At 68.3% G+C, this 22,499-nt stretch carries 21 protein-coding genes and 1 pseudogene; 13 read left to right on the top strand and 9 right to left on the bottom strand.

The window, feature by feature from the left end; translation table 11 throughout:
- Nucleotides 1-133: 133 nt before the first annotated feature.
- Nucleotides 134-484 carry a metalloregulator ArsR/SmtB family transcription factor gene (locus FHW79_RS28405; RefSeq protein WP_014240322.1) on the bottom strand — a complete coding sequence of 117 codons (351 nt, stop codon included), beginning with the start codon at nucleotides 482-484 and terminating at the stop codon, nucleotides 134-136.
- Nucleotides 485-772: 288 nt separating this feature from the next.
- On the opposite strand from FHW79_RS28405, the gene FHW79_RS28400 reads away from it, so the two are divergent.
- From FHW79_RS28400 to FHW79_RS28380, 5 genes are all read left to right on the top strand, one after another.
- On the top strand, nucleotides 773-1,243 hold the full coding sequence (locus FHW79_RS28400; RefSeq protein ID WP_183182016.1) for a DUF3299 domain-containing protein: 471 nt from the start codon (nucleotides 773-775) through the stop codon (nucleotides 1,241-1,243).
- Nucleotides 1,244-1,330: 87 nt separating this feature from the next.
- Entirely contained in the window at nucleotides 1,331-2,548 is a 1,218-nt protein-coding gene (locus FHW79_RS28395; RefSeq protein ID WP_348984299.1) for a hypothetical protein, read from the top strand.
- A gap of 49 nt (nucleotides 2,549-2,597) precedes the next feature.
- On the top strand, nucleotides 2,598-3,845 hold the full coding sequence (locus FHW79_RS33590) for a glycosyltransferase family 4 protein (RefSeq protein WP_183182015.1): 1,248 nt from the start codon (nucleotides 2,598-2,600) through the stop codon (nucleotides 3,843-3,845).
- A complete protein-coding gene (locus FHW79_RS28385; protein ID WP_183182014.1) occupies nucleotides 3,838-4,809 on the top strand; it encodes a hypothetical protein in 972 nt (323 codons plus the stop codon). The genes FHW79_RS33590 and FHW79_RS28385 overlap by 8 nt, the downstream gene beginning before the upstream one ends.
- On the top strand, nucleotides 4,806-5,657 hold the full coding sequence (locus FHW79_RS28380; RefSeq protein WP_183182013.1) for a glycosyltransferase family 2 protein: 852 nt from the start codon (nucleotides 4,806-4,808) through the stop codon (nucleotides 5,655-5,657). Before FHW79_RS28385 ends, FHW79_RS28380 begins: the two co-directional genes overlap by 4 nt.
- Nucleotides 5,658-5,680: 23 nt before the next feature.
- Here the strand turns inward: FHW79_RS28380 and FHW79_RS28375 are convergent, their stop codons facing one another.
- The 3 genes from FHW79_RS28375 to FHW79_RS28365 all read right to left on the bottom strand — a co-directional run bounded on the left by FHW79_RS28375 (nucleotide 5,681) and on the right by FHW79_RS28365 (nucleotide 10,068).
- Complete coding sequence (locus FHW79_RS28375) at nucleotides 5,681-6,148, bottom strand: helix-turn-helix transcriptional regulator (protein ID WP_183182012.1); 468 nt, start codon at nucleotides 6,146-6,148, stop codon at nucleotides 5,681-5,683.
- Nucleotides 6,149-6,268: 120 nt separating this feature from the next.
- Entirely contained in the window at nucleotides 6,269-7,042 is a 774-nt protein-coding gene (locus tag FHW79_RS28370; protein WP_348984297.1) for a glycosyltransferase, read from the bottom strand.
- A gap of 32 nt (nucleotides 7,043-7,074) precedes the next feature.
- Nucleotides 7,075-10,068: an SLBB domain-containing protein gene (locus FHW79_RS28365; RefSeq protein WP_247884649.1), complete on the bottom strand. Its 2,994-nt coding sequence runs from the start codon at nucleotides 10,066-10,068 to the stop codon at nucleotides 7,075-7,077.
- A gap of 213 nt (nucleotides 10,069-10,281) precedes the next feature.
- Between FHW79_RS28365 and FHW79_RS28360 the strand changes: the two genes are divergently transcribed.
- A complete protein-coding gene (locus tag FHW79_RS28360) occupies nucleotides 10,282-10,923 on the top strand; it encodes a putative metalloprotease CJM1_0395 family protein (RefSeq protein ID WP_183182010.1) in 642 nt (213 codons plus the stop codon).
- A gap of 25 nt (nucleotides 10,924-10,948) precedes the next feature.
- Here FHW79_RS28360 and aguB read toward each other — a convergent pair whose 3' ends face one another.
- The gene (aguB, locus tag FHW79_RS28355; protein ID WP_183182009.1) at nucleotides 10,949-11,845 is read right to left on the bottom strand and encodes an N-carbamoylputrescine amidase; all 897 of its coding nucleotides are present in this window, start codon (nucleotides 11,843-11,845) and stop codon (nucleotides 10,949-10,951) included.
- A gap of 343 nt (nucleotides 11,846-12,188) precedes the next feature.
- Here aguB and FHW79_RS28350 point away from each other — a divergent pair, with 343 nt between their 5' ends.
- Nucleotides 12,189-12,713, top strand: coding sequence for a MarR family winged helix-turn-helix transcriptional regulator (locus FHW79_RS28350; RefSeq protein ID WP_183182008.1), 525 nt, complete (start codon nucleotides 12,189-12,191; stop codon nucleotides 12,711-12,713).
- 67 nt (nucleotides 12,714-12,780) lie between these two features.
- Here FHW79_RS28350 and FHW79_RS28345 read toward each other — a convergent pair whose 3' ends face one another.
- Nucleotides 12,781-14,091: a pentapeptide repeat-containing protein gene (locus FHW79_RS28345; RefSeq protein ID WP_183182007.1), complete on the bottom strand. Its 1,311-nt coding sequence runs from the start codon at nucleotides 14,089-14,091 to the stop codon at nucleotides 12,781-12,783.
- A gap of 317 nt (nucleotides 14,092-14,408) precedes the next feature.
- Between FHW79_RS28345 and FHW79_RS32985 the strand changes: the two are divergent.
- A pseudogene (locus FHW79_RS32985) lies at nucleotides 14,409-14,522 on the top strand (phosphate transport system regulatory protein PhoU); the annotation flags it as partial.
- Between the two features lie 154 nt (nucleotides 14,523-14,676).
- On the opposite strand, the gene FHW79_RS28335 reads toward FHW79_RS32985, so the two are convergent.
- Both FHW79_RS28335 and FHW79_RS28330 read right to left on the bottom strand, forming a co-directional pair.
- A complete protein-coding gene (locus FHW79_RS28335; RefSeq protein WP_183182006.1) occupies nucleotides 14,677-14,901 on the bottom strand; it encodes a ChaB family protein in 225 nt (74 codons plus the stop codon).
- A 215-nt stretch (nucleotides 14,902-15,116) separates the two neighbouring features.
- Nucleotides 15,117-15,950, bottom strand: a complete 834-nt coding sequence (locus FHW79_RS28330; RefSeq protein WP_183182005.1) for a helix-turn-helix domain-containing protein — start codon at nucleotides 15,948-15,950, stop codon at nucleotides 15,117-15,119.
- 548 nt (nucleotides 15,951-16,498) lie between these two features.
- Between FHW79_RS28330 and FHW79_RS28325 the strand changes: the two genes are divergently transcribed.
- The 5 genes from FHW79_RS28325 (at nucleotide 16,499) to FHW79_RS28305 (ending at nucleotide 21,453) form a co-directional block, all read left to right on the top strand.
- Nucleotides 16,499-18,028, top strand: coding sequence for a Do family serine endopeptidase (locus FHW79_RS28325; RefSeq protein ID WP_348984296.1), 1,530 nt, complete (start codon nucleotides 16,499-16,501; stop codon nucleotides 18,026-18,028).
- Nucleotides 18,029-18,120: 92 nt separating this feature from the next.
- Complete coding sequence (locus FHW79_RS28320; protein ID WP_183182003.1) at nucleotides 18,121-18,879, top strand: glycosyltransferase family 2 protein; 759 nt, start codon at nucleotides 18,121-18,123, stop codon at nucleotides 18,877-18,879.
- Nucleotides 18,880-18,910: 31 nt separating this feature from the next.
- Nucleotides 18,911-19,246, top strand: a complete 336-nt coding sequence (locus tag FHW79_RS28315; RefSeq protein ID WP_183182002.1) for a lipid-A-disaccharide synthase N-terminal domain-containing protein — start codon at nucleotides 18,911-18,913, stop codon at nucleotides 19,244-19,246.
- Entirely contained in the window at nucleotides 19,243-20,928 is a 1,686-nt protein-coding gene (locus tag FHW79_RS28310) for a glycosyltransferase family 39 protein (RefSeq protein WP_183182001.1), read from the top strand. The genes FHW79_RS28315 and FHW79_RS28310 overlap by 4 nt, the downstream gene beginning before the upstream one ends.
- 129 nt (nucleotides 20,929-21,057) lie before the next feature.
- Nucleotides 21,058-21,453, top strand: a complete 396-nt coding sequence (locus FHW79_RS28305) for a hypothetical protein (RefSeq protein WP_129557161.1) — start codon at nucleotides 21,058-21,060, stop codon at nucleotides 21,451-21,453.
- Here the strand turns inward: FHW79_RS28305 and FHW79_RS28300 are convergent.
- On the bottom strand, nucleotides 21,425-22,393 hold the full coding sequence (locus FHW79_RS28300; protein WP_183182000.1) for an ROK family protein: 969 nt from the start codon (nucleotides 22,391-22,393) through the stop codon (nucleotides 21,425-21,427). The two genes, FHW79_RS28305 and FHW79_RS28300, sit on opposite strands and share 29 nt — an antisense overlap.
- Nucleotides 22,394-22,499 lie beyond the last annotated feature (106 nt).

Genomic DNA, 22,499 nt, shown 5'->3' with positions numbered 1-22,499 from the left:
GCAACAACGGTTTGATGCGCCGCAGCATGGTCGGAACTATGCGGCGCAACTGGCATGGCGGTCAAATCCTATTGCGTATTTGTTATAAAGGCTTCAACGGGTTGTGGCGGCGGAGGCCGCCGCAACCGCACGCTCAGGCCTCCAGGTCGCCTTCGCTTTCCTCCGCCACATGGTCGACCATGTCCGACAGGACGCGCCGGATGTGCTCGTCGGTGATCAGGTAGAAGACCCGGTTGCCGCGCCGTTCCGCTTGGATCAGCCGCCCCGCCCGCAGCAGGCGGAGGTGATGGCTCACCAGCGATGGTGACAGGCCCAACGCCGCCGCCATATCGCCGACCGAGGTCGAGGTGTCCAGGCAGGCCAGGATGATGCGCAGCCGGCTGGGGTCGCTCATCAGGCGGAACATGTCGGCCAGTTCGGTCGTCTGGTCTTCGGACAGGCGGAGATGCGCCGGCTTGTCCTTTGGTGCTGACCCTTTTTGCATGCCGCGTTGATTCCCGCTCGTAAGGTTTTTATCGGTGGTTGCCGCTCTTACAAAGTATAGGTCGGCGGCCGCGTCAATCCCATAGGTCGGCGAAGCGCTGCGCGAAGTCGCCGGGCGGCGGCATCTTACGTATGGCCTATCGCTCGCCTGTTGACCTTGGGCGAGGGCTCGGGAACAATTCGGCCACAAGACGACGGTCCGGGACAATGGCCGCACAGGATGCCTTCAACGATCAAATGAACGGTCGCACGAACGACCGAAACGGGCAGGATCGAGGGGGAGGAAGCCATGACGACGCGCCGACAGGTTCTGTTGCCGCTCGCGCTGGCCCCGGTGGCCGGCTGGGCAATCTGGGCGACCAACGCCAGCGAACCCACGCATCCCGCCGGGCCGTTCCATCTGCCGCTGGACGACACCACGGCCCTGTGGCGGGATTTGGTGCAGGTCCGCATGGAGGGACCGGCGGCCAACCCGGTCTTCCCGACCCGGGTCAGGGCGCTGGAAGGAAAGCTGGTGACGGTCCGCGGCTTCATGGTGCCGTTGAGCGACGCACCGGCCCACAACAGCTTCATCCTCGCCGCCAATCCCATTTCCTGTCCGGCCTGCCACCGGCCCAGCCCTTCCACCATGCTGCACGTCCACAGCCAGATCCCGGTCCGCGAGTCGCAGGCCCCGATGCTGATCACCGGCACCTTGCGGCTGAATCCTCTTGAAGGGTTGTTCTACCGTCTCGACCGCGCGGAGTTGCGCTACGCCTGATCGTTGCGGATCGGATCGGTCGTTCCTTTTTTTGTTGTGACATGAAATGCTGCCGCCTGTTCGAATCGGAGCAGTGGCGGAGAGCGCGTGGCCGGAAAGGGAGTGGCGCTGTGGCGAGCCGCCGGGTTGTGTCTGGCGCTCATCCTCTATGGCCTGCTGAGCGCGCCGGCACCGGCACAGATCCGATTGATCGAAGCGGTGATCGGTGCGTTGCTGGTGCTCGGTGTCGGGCTGCTGCGCCCCCTGTCCGTGACGACGGGCCACGCCTTGCTGGAGCGCGATTCGCCGTCCTGGGAGAGGCCTGCGGTGCTGGCGCTGGCGGTGCTGCTGTGGTGCCCGCTGATGCGGGGCGTTTGGCTGGACTGGTCGCCGGGCGATATGCTGCGCGACGTCGTGCCTCTGTTTTATCTGTTCCTTCCGGTGTTGCTGGTGCCGATGCTGCGCGCCGCTCCAGACCGGGCGGTAGCGTTGCTGACCGCCGGCATGGCGCTGGCCGGAGTTGGGTTCGCGTTGCGTTGGTGGAAGCAGGCGGACTGGGGTTTCGGTGCCGTCGGCGTTCGTGCGATGGCGGATGGCGGCGTTTATCTGCTGAACGCGCCATCGGTTCTGTTCGCCGCCATCGTGCTGCCGTCTTCCGGACTCGGCATGCTGATGCGTGGCCGCTGGCTGTGGAGCGCCGCCGGTGTGGCCGCGATTCTGGGCGGCTTCCTGTGTCTGGCGGCATTGGCCGGAGCGGTTCACCGCATGGCGCTCGGGCTTGCCGTCATGGCCTTCGTCGCATTAGGGCTCTGGCGGCTGAGGCGGACGCCGATGGTCGGGGTTGGGGTGGGGATGGCGGCATTGCTGTTGATGACGCCTTTTTTTGATGTGTTGCTTGGTGCCGCCGGGCAAGTGGCCGAGAAAACCCGGCTGGCTGGGGCCAACACCCGGTGGGAAGAGGCGGATGCCGCTTTTGGCCAGGCGCTGTCCTCCCCGACCGCCTTTCTGTTCGGACAGGGGTGGGGCGCGCTCCTTGCCAATCCGGCGGTCGGCGGCTGGCGTGTGTCCTACACCCACACGCTCGTGACCTACGCCCTTGCCAAGACCGGGGTGATCGGCCTGTGCGCCCTGACAGCCTATCTCGGCGGCCTCGCCCCACGCGCGCTGGCGCTTCTCCGTTCGGACCCCGCGCTTGGTTGGGCGGTGCTGGCGCCGCTGCTGATGGCGCTCGGGGCCCACACCAGCTTCAAGTATCTGGATACAGGAGTTTTGCTCACCTTGACGGTGTTGGCTGCGGAACGCGGGAAGGCGTTGCCGAGCCGCTGACGGAAATGCATACTTATGCGTGATTCGTCACTGAAGTGATCATCTTTCCGTGCGTCATCCATCCATACTCTTCGTGAACCGCGTGTTCCCTCCCGACAAAGGAGCGACCGGGCGTTGCGTGTCCGATCTGGCGCAGCGGATGGCGGCGATCGGGTGGCGCGTCACCGTCGTCGCGGACGGGGCCGGCCCCAGCGCCGCGCCGCCCGGTGTCACTGTCCGCCGCACCGGCGGAGAGCGCCCGCCGGATGGGGTGGAGACGCCGGGAGAGGCACGGCTGACCACGCGCGGCTACTTGGCCGCCGCGGCGCGGCTGATACTGAGGGCGGTGCGCCTGCCGCGGCACGACGTCGTGGTCACCATGACGGATCCGCCGCTTCTGGCGTGCGGCGGCCCGCTGATTGCGGCACGTCATGGCGCGGCTTCCATACATTGGAGCCAGGATGTGTTTCCAGCCCTGCTGCCGGTTCTGGGCATCCGCTTTCCGGAACCGTTGATGCGGATGGTGGAGCGGACCAGTGTCCAGGCGCTTCGCCGCCATGACGCTGTGGTGGCCATCGGACGCTGCATGGCCGGGCGGCTGGCCGCGGCGGGGGTTCCGTGCGAGCGGATCACCGTCCTGCCGAACTGGCCCGATCCGCGCATCCGACCGGTCCCGCGCGCCAACAACCCCTTCCGGCTGGAGCATGGGCTGGGCGACCGTTTCACCGTGGCCTATTCGGGAAACATCGGGCTGGCCCATCCAATGGACGCTGTGCTGGACGCGGCGACGTTTCTGGCGGCCAGCGATCCAGCCATTGCGATCCTGTTGATCGGGGAGGGGCGCCGCCGGGATGCCATGGCGGAGGTGGTGGAGCGGCGCGGGCTGACCAATGTCCGGCTGCTGCCGCTCCAGCCGCCGGATCGGCTGGCCGAGAGTTTGTCCGCCGCGGATCTTCATCTGGCGACCATGGACCCGCGGGCCGAAGGGCTGCTGGTGCCCTGCAAGGTGGCCAGTGCCTTGGCGACCGGCCGGCCTTGCCTCTTCCTGGGACCGGCGGGCAGCGAGGCGGCGACCCTGCTGGAGGGCTGTGGGCATAGGCTGGCGCCGGACGATGGGGCGGGACTGGCCGCTGCAATCCGCCGCTACGCTGGCGATCCGGTTCTGTGCGCGGCGCAGGGAGCGCGGGCGCTGTCCGTGGCATCGGCTTGGGATGCCACGGCGGCGGCGCGGCGCTTCGCGGCGCTGGCGGATGGGCTGCGCCGGACCAGGTTGCGTGGCGGCGCCATCCTGCCGGGACGGAGGCTGCCTCATGCCTGATGGAATGCCATTGCGCCGCTCCCCGTTGGAGGCCGAGGCCGCGGAGTCTGGGCGGCAACTGCGACGCCTCGTGTGGACGATGCGGGAGGGCTGGCCGATCCTGCTCGTCGGAGCGGCACTGGGCGTGGTGGCGTCGGTGACCGCCTTGCGGCTGGTGGTGCCGCAGTACACCGCGGTGATGGTGATCGGGCCGACCGCGCGCGTCGGTGCGGCGGCCATGGGCGCGCGGCTGCCCGTTCTGATCGGCCGGGAAGCCGCCGCCGCCGCGTCGGAGCCCGGTCCGGGCGACGAGATACTTTCGGACTTTGCGCGTTACCTTCAGCTCTTCACCTCGATTCCCGTGGCGGAGCGGCTGATGGCCGATCCGCTGCTGCTGCGCGGGCTCTTTCCCGACCGCTGGGACGAAGAGACGGCGGGATGGCGTCCGGCGTCCGGCGCCATGGCGTCCGCCAAGCGGCTTTTTCTTGCGCTTGTCGGTCGGTCGGATTGGGTGGAGCCCGACGCCGAACGGGTGGCCAGCGCGCTGCGGGATCGACTGACCATCGACATGGTGGGCAGTGGCCCGATGCGGCGGTTGCGGTTGCGCCACGCCGACCGCGCCATGGCCTTGCGGCTTCTGTCCGGCGCGGCCCAGGCGACCGACGCCCATCTGCGGGCGGAGGCGTCGCGGCGCAGCGCCGCGCAGATTGCCCATGCCCGCGCCCGTTTGGCCGGCATCACCGTGGCCGAACACCGGCGCGCTCTTGCCGACCTGCTGTCGGAGCAGGAGCGCATCGCCATGATGATCGAGGTCGATCTGCCACTGGCGGCGGACGCCATCGAACCCCCCGCCGCCGCCCAGCGCCCGGATTGGCCGAACCCCCTGACGGTGGTGCCGATGGCGGCGCTGGCCGGGCTGGTTGCCGGGGCGATCGTCGCCAGCCTGCGGCGCCTGTGGCGGGCCGGTGGGGAGGTGGGGCCATGATCCCCGTTTCGGTCGTGGTGATGACCCGCAACGAGGCGGTCAATCTTCCCCACTGTCTGTCCGCGCTCGACCGTTTCGCCGAACGCTTCGTGGTGGACAGCGGCAGCTCCGACGGGACGCCGGCCATCGCTGCGGCGGCGGGCGCGCGGGTGGTGCCCTTCCAATGGGACGGGCGATATCCGAAGAAGAAGCAATGGTGCCTGGACCGACTGCCGTTCGGTCAGGATTGGGTTCTGTTCCTCGACGCGGACGAATGGCTTGGCAGCGCTCTGGTGGAGGAGATTGCCGTGTTGATGGACGAGGGGCCGCGGCATGCCGGCTATTTCATCGACGGCCGTCCGGTGTTTCTGGGCCGGCGCCTGCGCTTCGGCGCGGGCAACCGCAAACTCGTCCTGTTCGACCGCCGAAAGGCGCGCTTTCTACCGGTTCCTGATCTGGATGTCGCCACCATGTGGGAGGTGGAAGGCCATTACCAGCCGACGATTGACGGCACTCTCGGGCAACTGAGGCACAGTTTGGATCACGCCGACAACAAGCCGGTTGCCGCTTGGTTCGAACGGCACGCCCGCTACGCCGACTGGGAAGCGGCGCTGCGTTCGGATGGACGGATGAAAGACCTGATCGCGCGGGAATCCGGGAGGCGGCGGTGGATGAAGGTTGGGTTGAGCGTGATGCCGGCGCGTCCGCTCCTCGTCTTCCTCCATGGATATTTTGTGCGGTTGGGTTTTCTCGACGGTGGTCCGGGACTCCAACACGCGCTGGCGCGGGCCTTTTACTATTGGCAGATCGGCGTGAAGATCGCGGACGCGAGGCGGCGGGCCGAACCTCCCGCGTCCACCGATGACTGAGGGTCGGATGACGGTGCCGTGCCTTACACCGCCTCGTCCAGGGCGCGCTCGCCGCCGAGCGCCTTGAGCAGGTCGAACGTGCGCTTGCGCACGGAGGCGTCTTCGATGCGGTAATAGGCCCGCACCAGTTCCAAAGTCTCGCGGCGGGCCATAGACTCGAATTCTTCCGTTTCGGACGGCGGAAGATCGGGCGACGGGGCGGCGATGTGCTCCGGCGACGGCATGTCCTCGAAGAAATAGCTGACCGGGACACCCAGAACCTGCGACAGATTGAAGAGGCGGCTGGCGCTGATGCGGTTGGACCCCCGCTCGTACTTCTGAAGCTGCTGGAATGTGATTCCCACGGCTTCACCGAGCTTTTCCTGGCTCAAGCCGAGCAGGGTCCGGCGCAGCCGCAGCCGTGCGCCGACATGGATGTCGATCGGATTGGGCCCTTCGCCACGGCGTGACAGTGTGTGGGCGGGTGATAGCTTGGATTTCGTGGCACTCATAATAGACCCTCAGTATGGAGGTGGCGCAGGCCACCAGGGAAATTGGTTAGTTCAGAAAGTAAATTCTATGCAACTTTTCGTGCGCATCAATAGCTAGATGCGTGGAACAGTCGGCAAAGCTTATGAAAGAAACGATCGTTCATTTGGTGAGAAACGATATTTCGCGTAAAGCCATGGAATTGTCTGGCGCAGGGTAAGGGCAAGCCATTGTAATCCCCACAATGTTGCGTTGGCCGTCCGGCTGAGCCCAAGCAACTCGCGACGGATGACCGCCTGCTCGCGGCGGCCGCGCGCCGGGTTCTGCTGGGACCGCCCGCCATGGGCGAAAACGCATACCGAAAGTGGCAAACGGTACGCCGGGACCCCGCCCTTGAGGACCGTCAGTGTGAAGGCGTAGTCGGCGGCCAAGCCATGGCGCAGATCGAATCGGATGTCGCAGAGTGAGGCCAGACGGTAGACCATGGCCTGGTGGTGCGTGAACATGCCGAGCAGGGCGCGGCGGTGCGACCGCGCCCGCTTCACGACCAGCCGGCCGCCGGGAAGTTCCTCCAGCGCGTCTCCGTAAAACAGGCCGGCCTCCGGACGCTCGGCCAGGATGGGAAGAAGCCGCTCCAGGGTCCGGTTGTCGGCCAGCCGATCGCCGGCGTTGAGAAACAGCACGTGACTGCATGAGGACTTCGCAGCGATGGCGTCCAGGGCGATGTTCATCGCGTCGTACAGGCCGCGGTCGGGCGTCGAGCGCCACCAAGCCGCTTCGTTGCCATGGCGGGCCAGCCAGCGGGCCGTTCCGTCGCTGGAGGCTCCATCGACCACGAACCAATCATAGGCCGCCATGGTCTGGGCGCGCAGGCTGGCGCGGGTGGCGAGCAAGCCCGTCCGGTCGTTGCGGACCACGGTGACAACGGCCAGCCGGACTGTCCCATCCGTCACTCGGAAATCACCGCGATGGCCGCCGCCGAGATGGCGAGCTGACCGAGGATCGTTCCCATGTTCTTGGAGAACTCCATCAGATCGAAGGGCTTCGGGTCGCGTGGCACCACGATGGACGAGCCGGGAGGGATCGCCGTGACGGTGTGGTTCCAGGAGGACAGGGACAGCGGTTGCGCCCGTCCGTCCGGCAAAACCAGGAAGATGCGGGCATCGTCGGCGTTGCGGCTCGCTCCGCCCGCCTCCCGCAGATAGGCGTCGGCGGTCTTGCCGCTGACGAACTGCGTCGCGGTCGGGTGCAGAACCTCACCGGTCACGGTGACCGTCAGGGGACGCTTCGGAACGATGACGCGGTCGTCCGGCTCCAGAAGCACGTCCAACTCGGGCCGCTCGCGCAGAACCTGGGGGTCGGCCTCGACCACGATGCGGCCCAACGGTTCGACACCGCGCAGTTGGGTCGCGAGCTGCCGGGCCAGCCCGACCACGTCCGAGCGCGCGGCCTCGCCTTTCTCGACCTCCTGAACCATCCAGCGCTCCAGGTCGCGGGCCTGCTGGTCGAACCAGGCGCGCTCGCGCTTGCGCTCGCTGTCGCGCAGAAAGCTGGTCCCGGCGGGATAGGCGTCCTCCGTCAGGCCGCCGGCGCGGTCGATCAGCGAGGACAGCGTCTCGCCGCGTGCCACGTCGTAGCTGCCGGGGCGGCGCACCGCGCCGGAGATGGTGACCGCCCGCGCCTCCAGCGCCTGTGGTGCCGGGTTGATGCGCAGGCTGTCGCCCGGACGCAGCGCCGTCAGGGCCGCCGCGCCGTCGCGGAGGTCCAGACGGCGGCGCTGACCAACGGCGGTGGTGATCTCCAGACTGGAGGGGTCGGCGGTTGCTGCGGGGCCGCCGGCGGTTGCCAGCAGAGCCTCGACGGTCGCCGCCTCGGCTACGGGATAGCTGCCGGGTGTGCGCACGGCGCCCCGCACCTGGACACCACGTTCCCGCACCAGCGCCGCGACGTCGGTGGGCAACGGTGATTCGGCTTGTGGCGCGTCTGGCTTGTCATCCCGCTCCGGTGAGGCGGTCAGCGCCTGCACCTCGGCGGTGGAAAACAGGCGCAGCCGGTCGCCATCGGCCAGCGCGCGGTCGGCGCGACCGGAGGCCACCTCCTGCGGCGAGAACGGGATGAGGCGGCGCGCGAGGGTCCGGCGGTCGAAGCGCTCGATGACGCCCAGCAGGGGGTAGACATCCCGCTTCAGGGCATCGCCGCCGCTCAGCGCGTCGCGCAGCGTGGCGCCGCGCGCCAGGAGGCGGACACCGGGACGGCGGGCATGGCCGGTCAATTCATAGGCGGGGCTGTCCGGCTCCAAAATGTCGCCCGGTGCCGTGGGACGGCGTTGCGATGCGCCGCCAACCGAGGGCGTGTCGTAATAGGCGCCGGACTCCGTTCCCCCGGCCGCAAGCGCCAGTTCCGTGGCGCCCCCACGTCCGGTGGAGGGATAGAAGCCCGGGCGTGCCACTCCTCCCATCACCAGAGTGGAATGCTCCAGTGCGAAGACGAGCAGGTCGGGGACGGCTTCGAACAACGTCGGGCAGGGCGCGCGCCCTCCGGTCAGCCGTGCCGCCGCCCGTGCCTGGGGGCCGCCGGCGAGCGGTCCGTCGGGTTGCGCCATCAGCGCGCGGGCGAGCACCACCAGACCACGGCACGCGTCCGGGGCTGGAGCGCGCGCGCCGCGCAGCAACTCAAGCACCGGTTCGGAGGTTAGGAAGTCCACGTCCTCCGCGCTCAGAACGTAGAGCGTGTCGCTCTCGGCGAGGGGGCGGCGGTCGCGGCCGTTGAGCACAGCCCCCAAGTCGATGGGCTGGAGAACGCGTGCGCGGCTGCCCGGACGGGTCGAGGCCAGCACCGCGAAGGGAAGGTAGGGTGTCGGCCCCAGATCCACGGCCGAGACCAGCGCCGCGATGGTCGGGGTCCGCTCCAACGCCCGCGGACCGGGACGCAGGACATGGCCGTCCAAACGCAGGTCGCCGCGCCGGTCCTCGCGTCGGGGCGTCAGCAGCAGCAGGTCGCCGTCCGTCAACGGGGTCGTGTCGGCGTCGGACAGTTCCTCTGCCCGCTCCTCGCCGCTGGGTCCGATGGCGTAGCGGAGCGCCCGGTGCGCGCCGGGCCGCACGAGGCCGCCGGCCATGTCCCGTGCCGCGGCGACCGGCAGGCGGTCCTGGCCGGGGGGAAGCTCATAGACGCCGGGGCGCTTCAGCGGACCGTCCAGCCCCACGGTGGGGCCAAGCGGAGGGACGAAGAGGCGGTCGCCGTCGCGCAGGCGGAGACCCGCGTTCGTGCCGTCTCCGGTCATGAAGAGGTCGTACAGGTCGATGGGCAGCCCGGTGGAAGGGGCGCTTCCGTCCGCCTGGGCATGGAACAGGCGGATCCGGCGCAGCGACCCGGCGCGGGTGACACCGCCGGCGGCGGTCAGCGCGTCGATCAGCGTGGCGAAGGCTCCGACCTCCTGCCGTCCCGGACGCGCCACGGCGCCGGTCACGAGCACGCCGATCCGCCGCATTTCGGTCACGGAGACATACACCTCGGTGTCCGGAAAGGAGGCGGTCACCGCGTCCGCCAGTTCGGCGCGCAGCTCCGCCAGGGTCAGGCCCTGCGCCAGAACGGGCCGGACGTCGTCCGCCGTGAGCAGCCCCGCAGCATCGATGACGTGGCGCTTGCTGGAGGATTTCTGGCCACGCAGAGTCACCAGAAGCTCGTCGCCCGCACCCAGCGTGTAGTCCGATTGGACGCCGCCCGATCCGTCGCGCCGTGGCGCGTCGTCACCGAACTGGTCGTAGCCGAACTGGAGAAGGATGGAGCCCGCCCGTTCGCTGTAGGCGGCTTCGATCGGCGAAAGCGCTCGCGGAAGCGGGGCTGGTTTCGCCTGAGGCGGCGTCATCGGAGTGTGGGCATGGAGCGCCGGGTGCGCGGGCTCCGCGGCCGATACGCCGAGCCCCCCGACGATCGCCGCCATCAACGCCACCAAGAGGGAGAGGAGTCCACGCAAGGAAGCACACTGGGATTGTGGTTGTGCCCATTCCGGTTCCGTTTTGGCCGAGGGATTTGGGCGTAATGAATACTATCGCGTGCACAACCTTGAAAAGGCAACGGGCAAGCTGTGTTGCCGCGCCAACGCGCTGCGTGTAGACTGAGGGAAATCGCGTGGAGCGCGCAGGAGCCGTCGCTCATGGTTGCCGGTGTTTCGTCCAGTGGCGTTTATGCCGTTCCGCTCCCATGGGCGGGCCAGCCGGCGCGCGGCCGAAGCCAGAACGGCGCTCAGGACACCGCACAGAACGGCGCGGGACGGAGCACCGCCGGCTTTCCCGGCACGTTGACCGACGACCAACAGCGGCAGGTTCAGGAACTCAAGCGCATCGACACCAGTGTCCGCCAGCACGAGGCGGCGCATCAGGCGGCCGGCGGCCCTCACGCGGGCGGGGCTTCCTTCACCTTCACCCGAGGGCCGGACGGCAAGAATTACGCGACCGCCGGCGAAGTCCAGGTGGACGTCGGCGCCGAGAGCGACCCCGAAGCCACCGTCCGCAAGATGGACGCGGTCAAGGCGGCGGCCCTGGCTCCGTCCGACCCGTCCGCCCAGGATCTTCGCGTCGCCCAGCAGGCCGATGCCACCAGGATGCAGGCGCAGCGGGATCTGCGGCGGAGAGGGGCGGGCCTGGACGCGCAAGGTAGCGGTTTGCCCGATGGAGGGGAGGGTGACGCGACGCTAGGCGACGCCGCCGCGCCGGCATTGGCGGCGCGGGGTGCGGCGGCTTATGCGTCGGCATTCGGCATTGGTCGGCGGACCGGTACCGCCGGCATCGTGGTCTGACGCCGCGCGGTCCGATTCCAGGGGGTCAGCGGCGGATGGGAGACTCGCCGTCGAGGGTCAGCATTGCGCCGTAAAGGTCCGGCCGGCGGTCGCGGAAGATGCCCCAGGACGCGCGTTGTGCAGCGATCCGGTCGAGGTCGAAACTGGCGGTCAGGACCGTCTCGCTCTCCCGGTCGGCCTGCGCGACCAGTTCCCCGGTCGGCCCGGCAATGAAGGACGACCCGTAGAAAGTGATCCCGCAGGTTTCCCCTTCTTCCCGTCCGATGCGGTTCGACGCGACCAGCGGCATCAGGTTGGCCCCGGCGTGGCCTTGCATGACCCGCGTCCAGTGGGCTTGGCTGTCCAGCGAACCGTCCTGGGGTTCGGACCCGATGGCGGTCGGATAGAACAGGATTTCCGCCCCCTTCAGCGCCATGGCGCGGGCCGATTCCGGAAACCATTGGTCCCAGCAGATCGCGCAGCCGATGGCGGCGTAGCGCGTCTTGTAGACCTGGAAGCCGGTGTCGCCGGGATTGAAGTAGTATTTTTCCTGATAGCCCGGACCGTCCGGGATGTGGGACTTGCGGTAGACGCCCAGCACCGTGCCGTCCGCGTCGATCATCGCCAGGGAATTGTAATAGGCGTTTCGCGCCCGCTCGAAGAAGCTGGTCGGGATGACAACGGAGAGTTCGCCGGCGAGCGCGCTCATCCGCGCGATCACGGGGTGATCCTCGACCGGGTGAGCGAGGGCGAACAATTCCTGCTTCTGATCCTTGCAGAAGTAGGGCGTCTCGAACAGTTCCTGGGGCAGGATGATCTGCGCGCCGCGCGCCGCCGCGTCGCGCACGAGGCGTTCGACGCCGTTCACGTTGGCGTCACGGTCCCAACCGCAGGCCATCTGGGTTGCCGCGACGGTGACGGTGCGTCCGGTGGTGGGGCGCATAAGCTGGTGCTCCTGTGCTCTGGCGTGTGCTGTGCCGTGTTAGTGGGCGAACGGCCGGGCGCGCAACCCAATCTCCGCCCTGTCACAAACCTTTCAGATTCGTCGCCGTTACCAATGGGCCGTCACCAATGGTTGGTCACAGAACTGAACAGTCATATGTATAAATATGAAAAGTGACCGCGAGGGATCGCGCAGTGGTTGGGCGACATATTGTTGCATGCGCGAGAAATTTAAGTCCGCAATTGTTTTGCGATTTTTCCGAGAGCAGATATGATCGGGCAAGTTGATTTCGTCCGCTGCTCCGCACCACGGCCTGACGGACGTCTGCCGAAAGATCGTCGTCATGGTTGGGCGTTTCAAGAGCCAGGAACCCATGTTTACCGAGCCGCACAGGGAGGACGCCGACGGGATTTCCCCGAGCGGCGCGATCCTGCCGCGGGCCGTGCGTGAGGCGCACCGCGCCATCGCACGCGCGCTGCAAACCCGCATCGCCGATCACGGCGTCAGCATGGGGCAGTGGTATTTTCTGCGCGCGCTGTGGGAAGAGGATGGGCTGACCCAACGTGAATTGAGTCAGCGGGTCGGCATGATGGAGCCCACCACCGTAACCGCGCTGAACAACCTGGAACGGTGCGATCTCGTCCAACGGGTGCGCAATCCCCACGACCGTCGCAAGCTGAACATCTATCTGACACCGAAGGGCAAGGCGATGCGGGCGGACATCCTGCCCTGCGCCGAGGAGATCGAGGAGGCCGCCGCCCAGGGCATTTCTCCGGACGAACTGGCGGTGACCGTCAGCGTGCTGCGCCGCGTCTCCGCCAATCTCGGCAGTCTGCCGCATGTTGGCGGAGACGACGACCTGGGATGACGGACGCTGCGGCTGTCATCCCCCGATCGGTGACTCCGGTCAATCGTCCAAGGTCAATCGTGCAAGGTCAATCGTCCAGATCGGGCGGGGGTGGGAGGCTGGCGCCGGTCAGGTTGGCGCCGGTGAAGCGCGCGTCACGGATGTTCGCATCGCTTAAAATCGCTCCGGTCAGGTCGGCGTTGGAGAAGTCGCAGCCGGCCAGATTCGCCCCGCGCATGTTGGTGCGGATGCAGGAGGCTCCGCTGAAGCTGCTGCCGGTCAGATTCGCTGCCCACAACCGTCCGGTCGGCCGCCCATCCGGGCCCTTGATATCGACCCAGCCAATGCCCGCCCCGTCGAAGCGGGCGCCGGAAAGGTTGGTGCCGCGGAGTGTCGCCCCATCGAGAATCGCGCCGCTGAAGTCGCTGCCGGTCAGGTCGGCGGCGGAGATATCGCACATGATGAGCAGGGAGTCGCGCATCTTGGCACCGACCAGCCGCACCCCGCGCAGATTCGCTCCGGACAGATTCACGCCGTGAAGATCGATGTGCGAGAGGTCCGCCCCGCTGAGGTCGGCGCGCGACCCCATGGCGCCGTTGGTGTTGATCCAAGTGTAATGATTGTGCAGCGACTCCTGGATCTGGATCGAGAAATTCTCCGCGGAGCGCGCCATATTGGCGCCCGTCGTGTCCGCCCCGGCAAGGTCGGCCCCCTCCATCTTCGCGCCCTGGAGGTCGGCGTTGCGCAGGTTGGCGCCGGCCAGCACCGCGCCGTTCAGGTTGGCGTCGCGCAGGACGGCGCCCTGGAGATTGACGCCGGACAGATTGCAGCCGCGCAGGTCGGCGCGGGCCAGGTTGCAGTTCTTCATGGTCGAGCGCATCAGCGTGGCCCCGGCCATCAGCGCGCCCTCGCAATCCGCGCCGTTCATCGACACGTCGGTCAGATCGGCGCCGGACAGGTTGGCGTTCGACATCATCGCGTCGTCCATGTCGCTGCCGGACAGGTCGGAGCGCACGAAGTCCAGCCCCTTGCCGCCGTTCGCGCCGTTTCCACCGTAGAGCAGCGCGCCGCCGCGCAGGTCGGCCTCCTTCAAAATGGCGCGTTTCAGCTTGGCGCCGCGCATGTGGGCACCGCGCAGATCCGCCCGGTAGAAGTTGCAGCCGGTCAGGTCGGCTTTGGTCAGATGGGCGGCGAACAGGTCGGCGTGGCTGAGATTCGCGTTGGACAGGTCGCAATGGGCCATGTTGGCCCCAGACAGCTTGCCTTGCGTCAGTTCCACCCCGGCGAGGTTCGATCCCTCCAGGTTGGTCATGGTCAGGTTGGCGCGCGTGCCGCCCGACCGGTTCTTCAGCCAACGCTCGTGCTTTTCCAACACGGCGACCAACTCATGTGGCGTCATGACCCCGTCCGACAATCGGCCCCTTCCCGGCGCAGCGCAGGGTTCCGGGCGCGGTTACTCCAGCGCTTTGGCAGTGTCATAAGATAATCTGCTTTAATTGTTAACATGCTCTTCCGCAGCCGGCCGCGAGAGACGTCCAGGCGGTGCGGTGTGGCAATGGAACGGGAAAAAGAGAGTCGGGATCAACGGCGGACACGCGTGGGCAGCCTTGCCGGTCGAACCGCCCGTCGCGTCGCTGTCCTTGGATGGGCGAAATGGTGCTCGGCATGATCCGCGACGTGGCGGGCACCTGAGATGAGCAGGACGCCGAACGGGCGATGGCCGTCCGCAACCGGGATGGGCAGGTCGAGGCGGCCTACACCAGCCTGTTCCGTGAATTCCCGACCTACATGACGGAGTCGCCGGCCCAGATCACCGGCTGCACCCATCCGTTGTCCGTGGCGAAGTCCATCGAGCGGGCGGGGGACCACGCCACGAACATGGCTGAACACATCTGCTGCATCGCTCAGGGGCGCCTGCCGTCCGACGAACGGGCCAAGGGCGACCTCAGCAGCGTCACCGTGATGGGGAAAGTGCAGGTTTGCTTCAATGCTTGGGACGCCAGCCACCGCCGTCCGGTTCGTAAAGCCGCCGGACGGCGGCCCAGGCGACCTTGTGGGCCAGCCGCTCACGCTGCAGGGCCTGACGCGCCTCCGGCGACCGGCAACCTTGCCAAGTGTGGTTGAAGGCCCAGCGGTAGAGGTCCTGCGCGTGCGGCGGCAGGCACCGCTTCACCGATTCGGGCAGTTCGGTGTTCCTGCGGAAGGTCATCGGGCGTTCCTCCGGCTTTTGCTTGCTTGCCACCAGTATAGCCGCCATTCCACTGGAGTCCGTAGGGCTTTTCCTTGTGGCGTTGGAGGTATGCGGTGCCGGCGGACGGTCTAGGCCGAAAGGCGGAAAGCACGAAAAAAGCCCTTCCCCATCAGCGGGGAAGGGCTTTTCGGTAACCCAAGTGGCGTTGCAAAGACCCGTACGGATGGTCTGCCTTACGGTGTTCGGCGCGCCGTGCGGTGCGCCGGGATCGGGATGGGCCGGATCGCCTGTTCTTCACGGCGGCTGGCCGACATGTCGATCTCGATGCGTGCCAGGGCCTTGCGCAACTCGTGCACCGCTTCCGACAGCGTCTGGATCGACGCTTCGCCGGGTTGCTGGCGCCAGCCGCGGTAAGCGTTCAGGCAACCGCGCGCGGTGTCGCGCAGCCGGGCCTCGACGGCATCGACCGGCGGCGGATTGGTGCCGGCGGAGCGGCTGCCGTCCGCCGCGGCAGGCTGCGGAGCGGTTTGCGCGGGGGCGGCCGTCGGCTGGACCGGGGCCGGCTGAACCGGCGCCGGCTGCGGCTCCGGACGGTTGAGGCGCAACGTCTCGGTCTGGGCCGGCGCGGACGGCTGAACCGGCGCGGGCTGGAGAGCCGCGGCCGGGGGTGCCGGAACCGCGGTGCTGGGCGCCGCCGCCTGGGAGGCCGGAGCCGGGGCCGAAACCGGCGCGGCGGCCGCGGCGCGGCGCGCCGGCTTGGCCGGTGCCGGCGATTCCGCGGCGACCACCGGAGCGGGCGGCGGCTCTTCCGCCAGGGCGTCGCCGGCCGGCGCTTCGGCGGCGCCGTCGCTGACGGCGCCCTCTTCGACCGGTGCATCCTTCTCGCCGGCGGCTTCGGCCTTGCGGATGATGTAGGAAATGGCGCTCGGCGTGCATTCGAATTCGCGCGCGATCGCCGACAGGGTGGCGCCGGAACGGTAACGCTCAAGAATCTGCGGCCACGCCGACTGGGGGATTCGTCCGCGCTTCTTCGGAGCCTCCGGTTCGGACCCGGTTTCTGCGTTCATTATGTCGCTCGGTTGCCAAAGTGAATTTTGAGTCATGCGTACGCTGCTTGGGCCGTATCGCACGCCTTCTGACGCAGCGGCACGCGGGCGCGTGCACGGGCTTCACGTCAGGAGCCGTTTTTGCGTGCGATGTTGTCGGTATGGATGAATATCGGGAACTTGCCGGGAAAATGCCAGAAGAACTTTGCGCCGCATGGAAAAATTGCGCTTAGGCGGCTTGCCGGACCCTTCGTCCAAAGGCCGGATTGCCTTGTGGCAATGCCTGCGCGAATCGCATAGGAACATCCGCGGAAGAGAATTTTAAAAACTGTATTTCACGAATTGGTCGTAAGGACGCGGTTGCAAAGAGGTTTGAAAATCCGCCGCGGTCCGGAATGCGTTGCGGAGCGTTCTGTTGACATGAAGCGCCCCTTGCGTGGCGCGTGCTGTCCGACAGGCGGAGTTTCTTCATGCCGCATTCCATCGATCGATTCCGGCCCCGGTCCGGCCCAGTCCGGCGCCCAGCCGGATTGACGAGCGGATCTGCATCGCACTCGGCGGTGCCCACCGTGTCCGCGGGGCTTTTTGCCGCCATCCTGACTTTTTCGGCGCCGGCCTTCGCGCAGGACGCGGGGGGAGCGGCCGCTCCGGCTCCCGCAGCGCCGCCGCTGGCGTCCATCCTGCCGCCCAACGCCCCCCCGACCTTCGCCGATCTCGCGGAGAAGCAACTGGACGCGGTTGTCTTCATATCCACGACGCAGGCGCCTGCGCAGGGCGGTCCGCAGGCGGGGCCGCGCGGACCGGACATGCCAGGCTTTCCGCCCGGTTCGCCCTTCGAGGAATTCTTCCGCGAGTTTCGCGACCGCCAGCGCGGCCAGCCGCAACAACAGCAACCGGCACCGCGCCCGACGGCCGCCTTGGGCTCCGGTTTCATCATCGACCCGGCGGGCTTCGTCGTCACCAACAGCCATGTGGTGTCGGAAGCGGCGGAGATCTCCGTCACCATGCACGACGGCACGAAACTGCCGGCGAAGCTCGTCGGCGTGGATGGGCCGACCGACCTTGCCGTTTTGAAGGTGGACAGCAAGAAGCCGCTGGTCTCTGCCCCCTGGGGCGACAGCGAGGCGCTGCGGGTCGGCGACTGGGTGGTCGCCATCGGCAACCCCTTCGGCCTCGGCGGGTCGGTGACCGCGGGAATCCTGTCGGCGCGGCAGCGCGACATCCAGCAAGGGCCGTACGACGATTATCTGCAGACCGACGCCTCGATCAACCGCGGCAATTCCGGCGGACCGCTCTACAATCTCAACGGCGAGGTGATCGGAATCAACACGGCGATCTACTCGCCGACCGGCGGGTCGGTGGGCATCGGCTTTGCCATCCCGTCCTCCGTCGCGCGCCCGGTCGTCGAGCAACTCCGCGACCATGGCCAGGTGCGCCGCGGCTGGCTGGGCGTCCAGGTGCAGAGCGTGACCCCGGACATCGCCGAGAGCCTGGGCATGCAGGAGCCGGCGGGCGCCCTGGTGACCAGCGTGTCGCCGGAGGGCCCGGCGGGGAAGGGCGGCGTCCGGCAGGGCGACGTCATCACCCGTTTCAACGGCGAGTCCATCGAGCAGATGCGCGAACTGCCGCGCGTCGTCGCCACCACGAAGATTGGGTCCGCGGTGCCGCTGGAACTGGTGCGCGAGGGCAGGGCCGAAACCCTGACCGTGACGGTGGGCGAGTTGGAGCCGCAGGAGCAGGTCGCCCTTTCCGGATCGAGCGGGGCGCCGCGTCCGGAGACGACCATCGACACCAAGCAGGTGCTCGGCCTGACCCTGTCGCAACTCACCCCCGGGCTGCGCGACAGCTTTTCCATCAATCCCGACGTCGAGGGCGTGGTGGTGACCGAGGTCGGCGATGCCAGCGCCGCCAGCGAGCGCGGCATCGAGGCCGGCGACGTCATCGTGGAGGCGGGGCAGGAACCGGTGAAGACTCCGGAGGACCTGAACCGCCTGGTCGACGACGCGCGCAGCCAGGGGCGCAAGACCGTGCTGATGCTGCTCAGCCGTGACGGCGACCTGCGCTACGTGCCGATGCCCATCGAAGACCGCAAGGGCTGAGGGCGGGCGGGAGACTGTCCCAACCTTTTCCTCTACCGTTTGCCGGGCGGCGGGAGTAATTTGCCCGCCACTTGGCGAATGGGATTAATCCAGTGAGCGTAGATTCCGAGGGCCGTCCGCCCGTGCGGCTGTCGGTCGTGGTTCCGGTCTTCAACGAGGCCGAAAACGTCCTTCCCCTTCTTGAAGAGATCGAGCGCGCGCTGTCGCCCGCCGCCGTGCTGGGCCGCGCCTTCGAGGTGATCTATGTGGACGACGGCTCCAGCGACGACACGCTGACGCGCCTCGCCCCCGTGGTCGCCGCGGGCCGCCTGCGGCTGGTCCGCCATGTCCGCCGGTCCGGGCAGAGCGCGGCCGTGCGCACCGGGGTGAAGGCGGCGCGCGGGGAGTGGATCGCCACCCTCGACGGCGACGGCCAGAACGATCCCGCCGACATTCCTGCCCTGTTCGCCCTGGCCGCCAAGGGCGGTCCGGACGCGCCGGTGCTGGTCGGCGGCCTGCGCAAGAAGCGGCAGGACACGCTGTCCAAGCGTCTGGCCTCGCGCTTTGCGAACGCGGTGCGGCAGTCCTTCCTGCAGGACGGCTGCACGGACAGCGGCTGCGGGCTGAAGCTGTTCCGCCGCGACGCCTTCCTCGATCTGCCCTTCTTCGGGGCGATGCACCGCTTCCTTCCCGCGCTGTTCCGGTCGCACGGCCATCCGGTGGCCTATGTGCCGGTCAACCATCGGCCGCGGGAACGGGGGGTGTCGAAATACACCAACTGGCGCCGCGGGCTGATCGGCGTGGTCGATCTGCTGGGCGTCTATTGGCTGAAGCGGCGCACCGCGCTGTCGCCTGCGGTCGAAGACCGCTGACCCCATCTCCGTCCGGACCGGTCGCCGCCCGATGCTCGAACGCGCCATCGCCTGGTACCAGAGCCAAAGCACCGCCGACCTGATCTGGGTCGGCGTCGGCTTTTTCGCGCAGACGCTCTTCATGATGCGCTTCGTCGTGCAATGGATCGCCAGCGAGCGCGCCCGGCGCAGCATCGTGCCGGACCTCTTCTGGTACTTCTCGATCGGCGGCGGGGTTCTTTTGTTGGCCTACTCGATCCAGCGGGGTGATCCGGTGTTCATGTTCGGCCAGGGGCTGGGTCTCATCATCTATTTCCGGAATCTCTACTTCGTCTTGAACAACCGCCGGAACGGCGGTGCGGACGGCAACGCGGCGGGCGCGCCGTGAGCGCGGTGCCGAGCGCCGCGGCTGGCCGCCTGCCGGTCCCGGCCTATCTGCTTCTGGCGGTGCTCAGCGTCCTGCTGTTCCTGCCCGGCTTCTTCGATCTGCCGCCCTTCGACCGGGACGAGGCGCGCTTCGCCCAGGCGTCGCACCAGATGCTGGAAAGCGGCGACTATGTGGACATCCGCTTCCAGGACGAGGCGCGCCACAAGAAGCCGGTGGGCATCTACTGGCTGCAGACGGCGGCGACGCGGCTGGTCGACGGGCCGAACGGGATGCCCAAGGAGATCTGGACCTTCCGCATCCCCTCCCTGATCGGGGCGGTGCTGGCGGTGCTGGCGACGGCCTGGACCGGGGCGCGGATGTTCGGCGGAACGGTCGGCTTCCTCGCCGGGCTGATGATGGCCTCCTGCGTCGTGCTGGGCGTCGAGGCCCGCATGGCCAAGACCGACGCGGTCCTGCTGTCCACCATCGTGATCGGGCAGGCGGCGCTGGCCAGCCTCTATCTGAACCGCCATGCGGAGCGGTCCGGCTGGGCGGCGCCGCTCGCCTTCTGGATCGCCGCGGGGATCGGCATCCTCATCAAGGGACCGATCGTCCTCCTGGTGTCGGGGACGACGGCGGTCGTTCTGGCGGTGCTGGACCGCCGGGCCGGCTGGCTGAAGCGGTTGCGCCCGCTGGTCGGCCTCGCCATCGTGGTCGCCATCGCCGCGCCCTGGCTGATCGCCATAACCATCAAGACCAAGGGCGCCTTCTTCGCCGAGTCGGTCGGGCACGACATGATGGGCAAGGTGGTGAGCGGTCAGGAGGCCAAAGGCCTGCCGCCCGGCTATTACCTGGGCACCTTCTGGGTAACCTTTGCGCCCTGGTCCTTCCTGGCGCTGCTGGCCGTTCCCTGGGCGTGGCGCCACCGCAAGGGCGCCGGGCCGGCGCCGGACGCCGTGCGCTTCTGCATCGCCTGGATCATCCCGAGTTGGCTGGTCTTCGAGGCGGTGCCGACCAAGCTGCTGCACTACACGCTGCCGGTCTTCCCGGCCATCGCCATCCTGACCGCCGCCGCGGCGCGCGAGCATTTCCTGCGCCGCGCCGACGCGCCGCGCCGGGGCTTGTTCTGGGCCGCCACCGTTTTCGGAGCCATCGGGTTCGGCGCCCTGGCGGTGGCGGTCGCGGTGATCCCCTATCTGGTGGACGGGCGCGTCGATCCGGTCGCCGTCGCCATGCTGCCGGTGGTGCTGGTGCTGTACGCGCTGGCCGTACGCCTGTTCGCCCAGCGCCGGGAGAAACCGGGTTTCGCGGCGGGACTGGCGGCGGCGGCGGTGCTGTACGCGGGCACCTACGGCGCGGTCCTGCCGGGCATCGACGGCGTGTGGATCAGCCGGCAGGCGGCGCGGACGGTCGCGGCGGTTCGCCCCTGCGCCGACAGCTTGGTCGCCTCCGCCGGCTACTCGGAGCCGAGCCTCGTCTTCCTGCTGGGCACCGACACGCGCCTGACCCACGGGACGGGCGCCGCCGCCCATCTGGCGGAGAACCCGTCCTGCGGGCTGGCCCTGGTGACCGATCGGGAAGAGGCGGAGTTCCGCGCGGCGCTCAAGGGGGCGGAGCCGGTGCCGCTCGGCCGTTTCACAGGCTTCAACTACAACACCGGCAAGCGGCTGACCCTGACGCTTTACGGCGCGGCGCGGCCCTGATTGAACCGGAATGGGGTGTTCACCGGATGGAGGTTGCGGGCTGAGTAATCCGCCTCCTCCCTGGACATGCGCGGCCGCATCCGGCGGAATCGGACTTCCACACGCAAAAGGATGGAAGGCCGCCGTGTCATGCTTCGAACGATGACTGTAGCGACCCTCGCGGTGCTGGCCTTTGCCGCACCCGCCGAAGCGCAGAGGCAAGAATACCCCTCCTGGGTGTATGAGGAGATGGTCCCGACCGGCCCCCACATGCGCCGCATGGAAGAGGCCCAACCGATTCCCGGAGCGCGGCCGTCCCATTGGGGTGCCATGGGCAACGGCGAGCAGTTCCGTGCCGGCTCGCGCGGCTACGGCACCGATCCGGCCCGCGCCACGCCGTCCTACTCCCGGACCAATTCGCTGACGCCGCCGGTCCGCGACGGGCGCGGCGCGGCAACGGCGGCTCGGCGTGGCGGTGGCGGCGACAACGTGCCGGGCACTCCGCGCGAGGTGATGCTCAATCCGGAGTACAATTTCGAGCGTTGACCGCGGCCTCTTCGGGCCGCCACAGCCAGGCGGCCCCGCGGACCCCGCTCGAATCGCCGTGGACGGCCCGGCGGACTGGCGTGTCCAACCTGTCCGTGAAAGCCCAGCGCGCGATCGCCGGCGGAAGGACGGGGTACAGGAATCCCAGATTGGACAGCCCGCCGCCCAACACGATCACGTCGGGGTCCAGAACATTGATGACGCTCGCCAGTCCACGCCCCAGCCGGCCCACCAGCCGGTCGAGGGTGGCGCGGGCCGCGGCGTCGCCGCGCTCCGCCAGCGCCGCGATGGCTTCCGCCGACAGGTCCGCTCCGGTGATCCGGCGGTGGTCGGCGGCGACGGCGGGGCCGGACACGAAGGTTTCCAGGCAACCGGACTTGCCGCAATAGCAGGCGGGGCCGGGCCGTTCATCGTCGGTGGGCCAGGGTAGGGGGTTGTGCCCCCATTCGCCGCCGATGGCGTTGCGGCCGCGCAGCGGACGGCCGTCCACGACGACTCCCGCCCCGCAGCCGGTGCCGAGGATCGCCGCGAAGACCACGCCGCAGCCGGCCCCGGCGCCGTCCGCCGCCTCCGAGACGGCCAGACAGTTGGCGTCGTTCTCGACCCGCACCGGGCGGCTGAGCGCGTCGGTCAGATCCTGGTCGAACGGCTTGCCGATCAGCCAGGTCGAGTTGGCGTTCTTCACCAGCCCCGTCGCCGGGGAGATGGCGCCGGGAATGCCGATCCCGACGGTGGCGCCCGCCGACTCCGTAGCACGCTCCAGACGCGCCACCAGATCGGCGATGGTCCGCACCGTCGCGTCGTAGTCGCCGCGCGGGGTGGGGACGCGGACGCGGGCGCGTTCCTCGCCGGCCGCGCCGAGCGCGATCCCCTCCGTCTTCGTGCCGCCGAGGTCGATGCCGATGCGGATGGCCGATGGGGTTCCGTCGGTGCGCGTCATGGGAAAATGCCCTGATCTGTGGCCTGCGTCACAGAATGACGCCGCGGCTGTTGCAATACTGGGAAAGACCGCCAGCCCGCAAGTCAAGCAACCGCTAGGCCTTCCC

It is taken from the genome of Azospirillum sp. OGB3, assembly GCF_014192915.1.
In the GTDB taxonomy this organism is placed as follows: domain Bacteria; phylum Pseudomonadota; class Alphaproteobacteria; order Azospirillales; family Azospirillaceae; genus Azospirillum.
This window is presented reverse-complemented; position numbering and strand designations above follow the sequence as displayed.

What these genes read in the sequence shown, in the direction of transcription:
- FHW79_RS28400 (WP_183182016.1), top strand. Translation starts at nt 773, where the DNA reads ATGACGACGCGCCGACAGGTTCTGTTGCCGCTCGCGCTGGCCCCGGTG.
- FHW79_RS28360 (WP_183182010.1), top strand. Translation starts at nt 10,282, where the DNA reads ATGGTTGCCGGTGTTTCGTCCAGTGGCGTTTATGCCGTTCCGCTCCCA.
- FHW79_RS28380 (WP_183182013.1), top strand. Translation starts at nt 4,806, where the DNA reads ATGATCCCCGTTTCGGTCGTGGTGATGACCCGCAACGAGGCGGTCAAT.
- FHW79_RS28315 (WP_183182002.1), top strand. Translation starts at nt 18,911, where the DNA reads ATGCTCGAACGCGCCATCGCCTGGTACCAGAGCCAAAGCACCGCCGAC.
- FHW79_RS28385 (WP_183182014.1), top strand. Translation starts at nt 3,838, where the DNA reads ATGCCTGATGGAATGCCATTGCGCCGCTCCCCGTTGGAGGCCGAGGCC.
- FHW79_RS28330 (WP_183182005.1), bottom strand. Translation starts at nt 15,950, where the DNA reads ATGAACGCAGAAACCGGGTCCGAACCGGAGGCTCCGAAGAAGCGCGGA.
- FHW79_RS28345 (WP_183182007.1), bottom strand. Translation starts at nt 14,091, where the DNA reads ATGACGCCACATGAGTTGGTCGCCGTGTTGGAAAAGCACGAGCGTTGG.
- FHW79_RS28350 (WP_183182008.1), top strand. Translation starts at nt 12,189, where the DNA reads ATGGTTGGGCGTTTCAAGAGCCAGGAACCCATGTTTACCGAGCCGCAC.
- FHW79_RS28335 (WP_183182006.1), bottom strand. Translation starts at nt 14,901, where the DNA reads ATGACCTTCCGCAGGAACACCGAACTGCCCGAATCGGTGAAGCGGTGC.
- FHW79_RS28375 (WP_183182012.1), bottom strand. Translation starts at nt 6,148, where the DNA reads ATGAGTGCCACGAAATCCAAGCTATCACCCGCCCACACACTGTCACGC.
- FHW79_RS28300 (WP_183182000.1), bottom strand. Translation starts at nt 22,393, where the DNA reads ATGACGCGCACCGACGGAACCCCATCGGCCATCCGCATCGGCATCGAC.
- FHW79_RS28305 (WP_129557161.1), top strand. Translation starts at nt 21,058, where the DNA reads ATGCTTCGAACGATGACTGTAGCGACCCTCGCGGTGCTGGCCTTTGCC.
- FHW79_RS28405 (WP_014240322.1), bottom strand. Translation starts at nt 484, where the DNA reads ATGCAAAAAGGGTCAGCACCAAAGGACAAGCCGGCGCATCTCCGCCTG.
- aguB (WP_183182009.1), bottom strand. Translation starts at nt 11,845, where the DNA reads ATGCGCCCCACCACCGGACGCACCGTCACCGTCGCGGCAACCCAGATG.
- FHW79_RS28365 (WP_247884649.1), bottom strand. Translation starts at nt 10,068, where the DNA reads ATGGCGGCGATCGTCGGGGGGCTCGGCGTATCGGCCGCGGAGCCCGCG.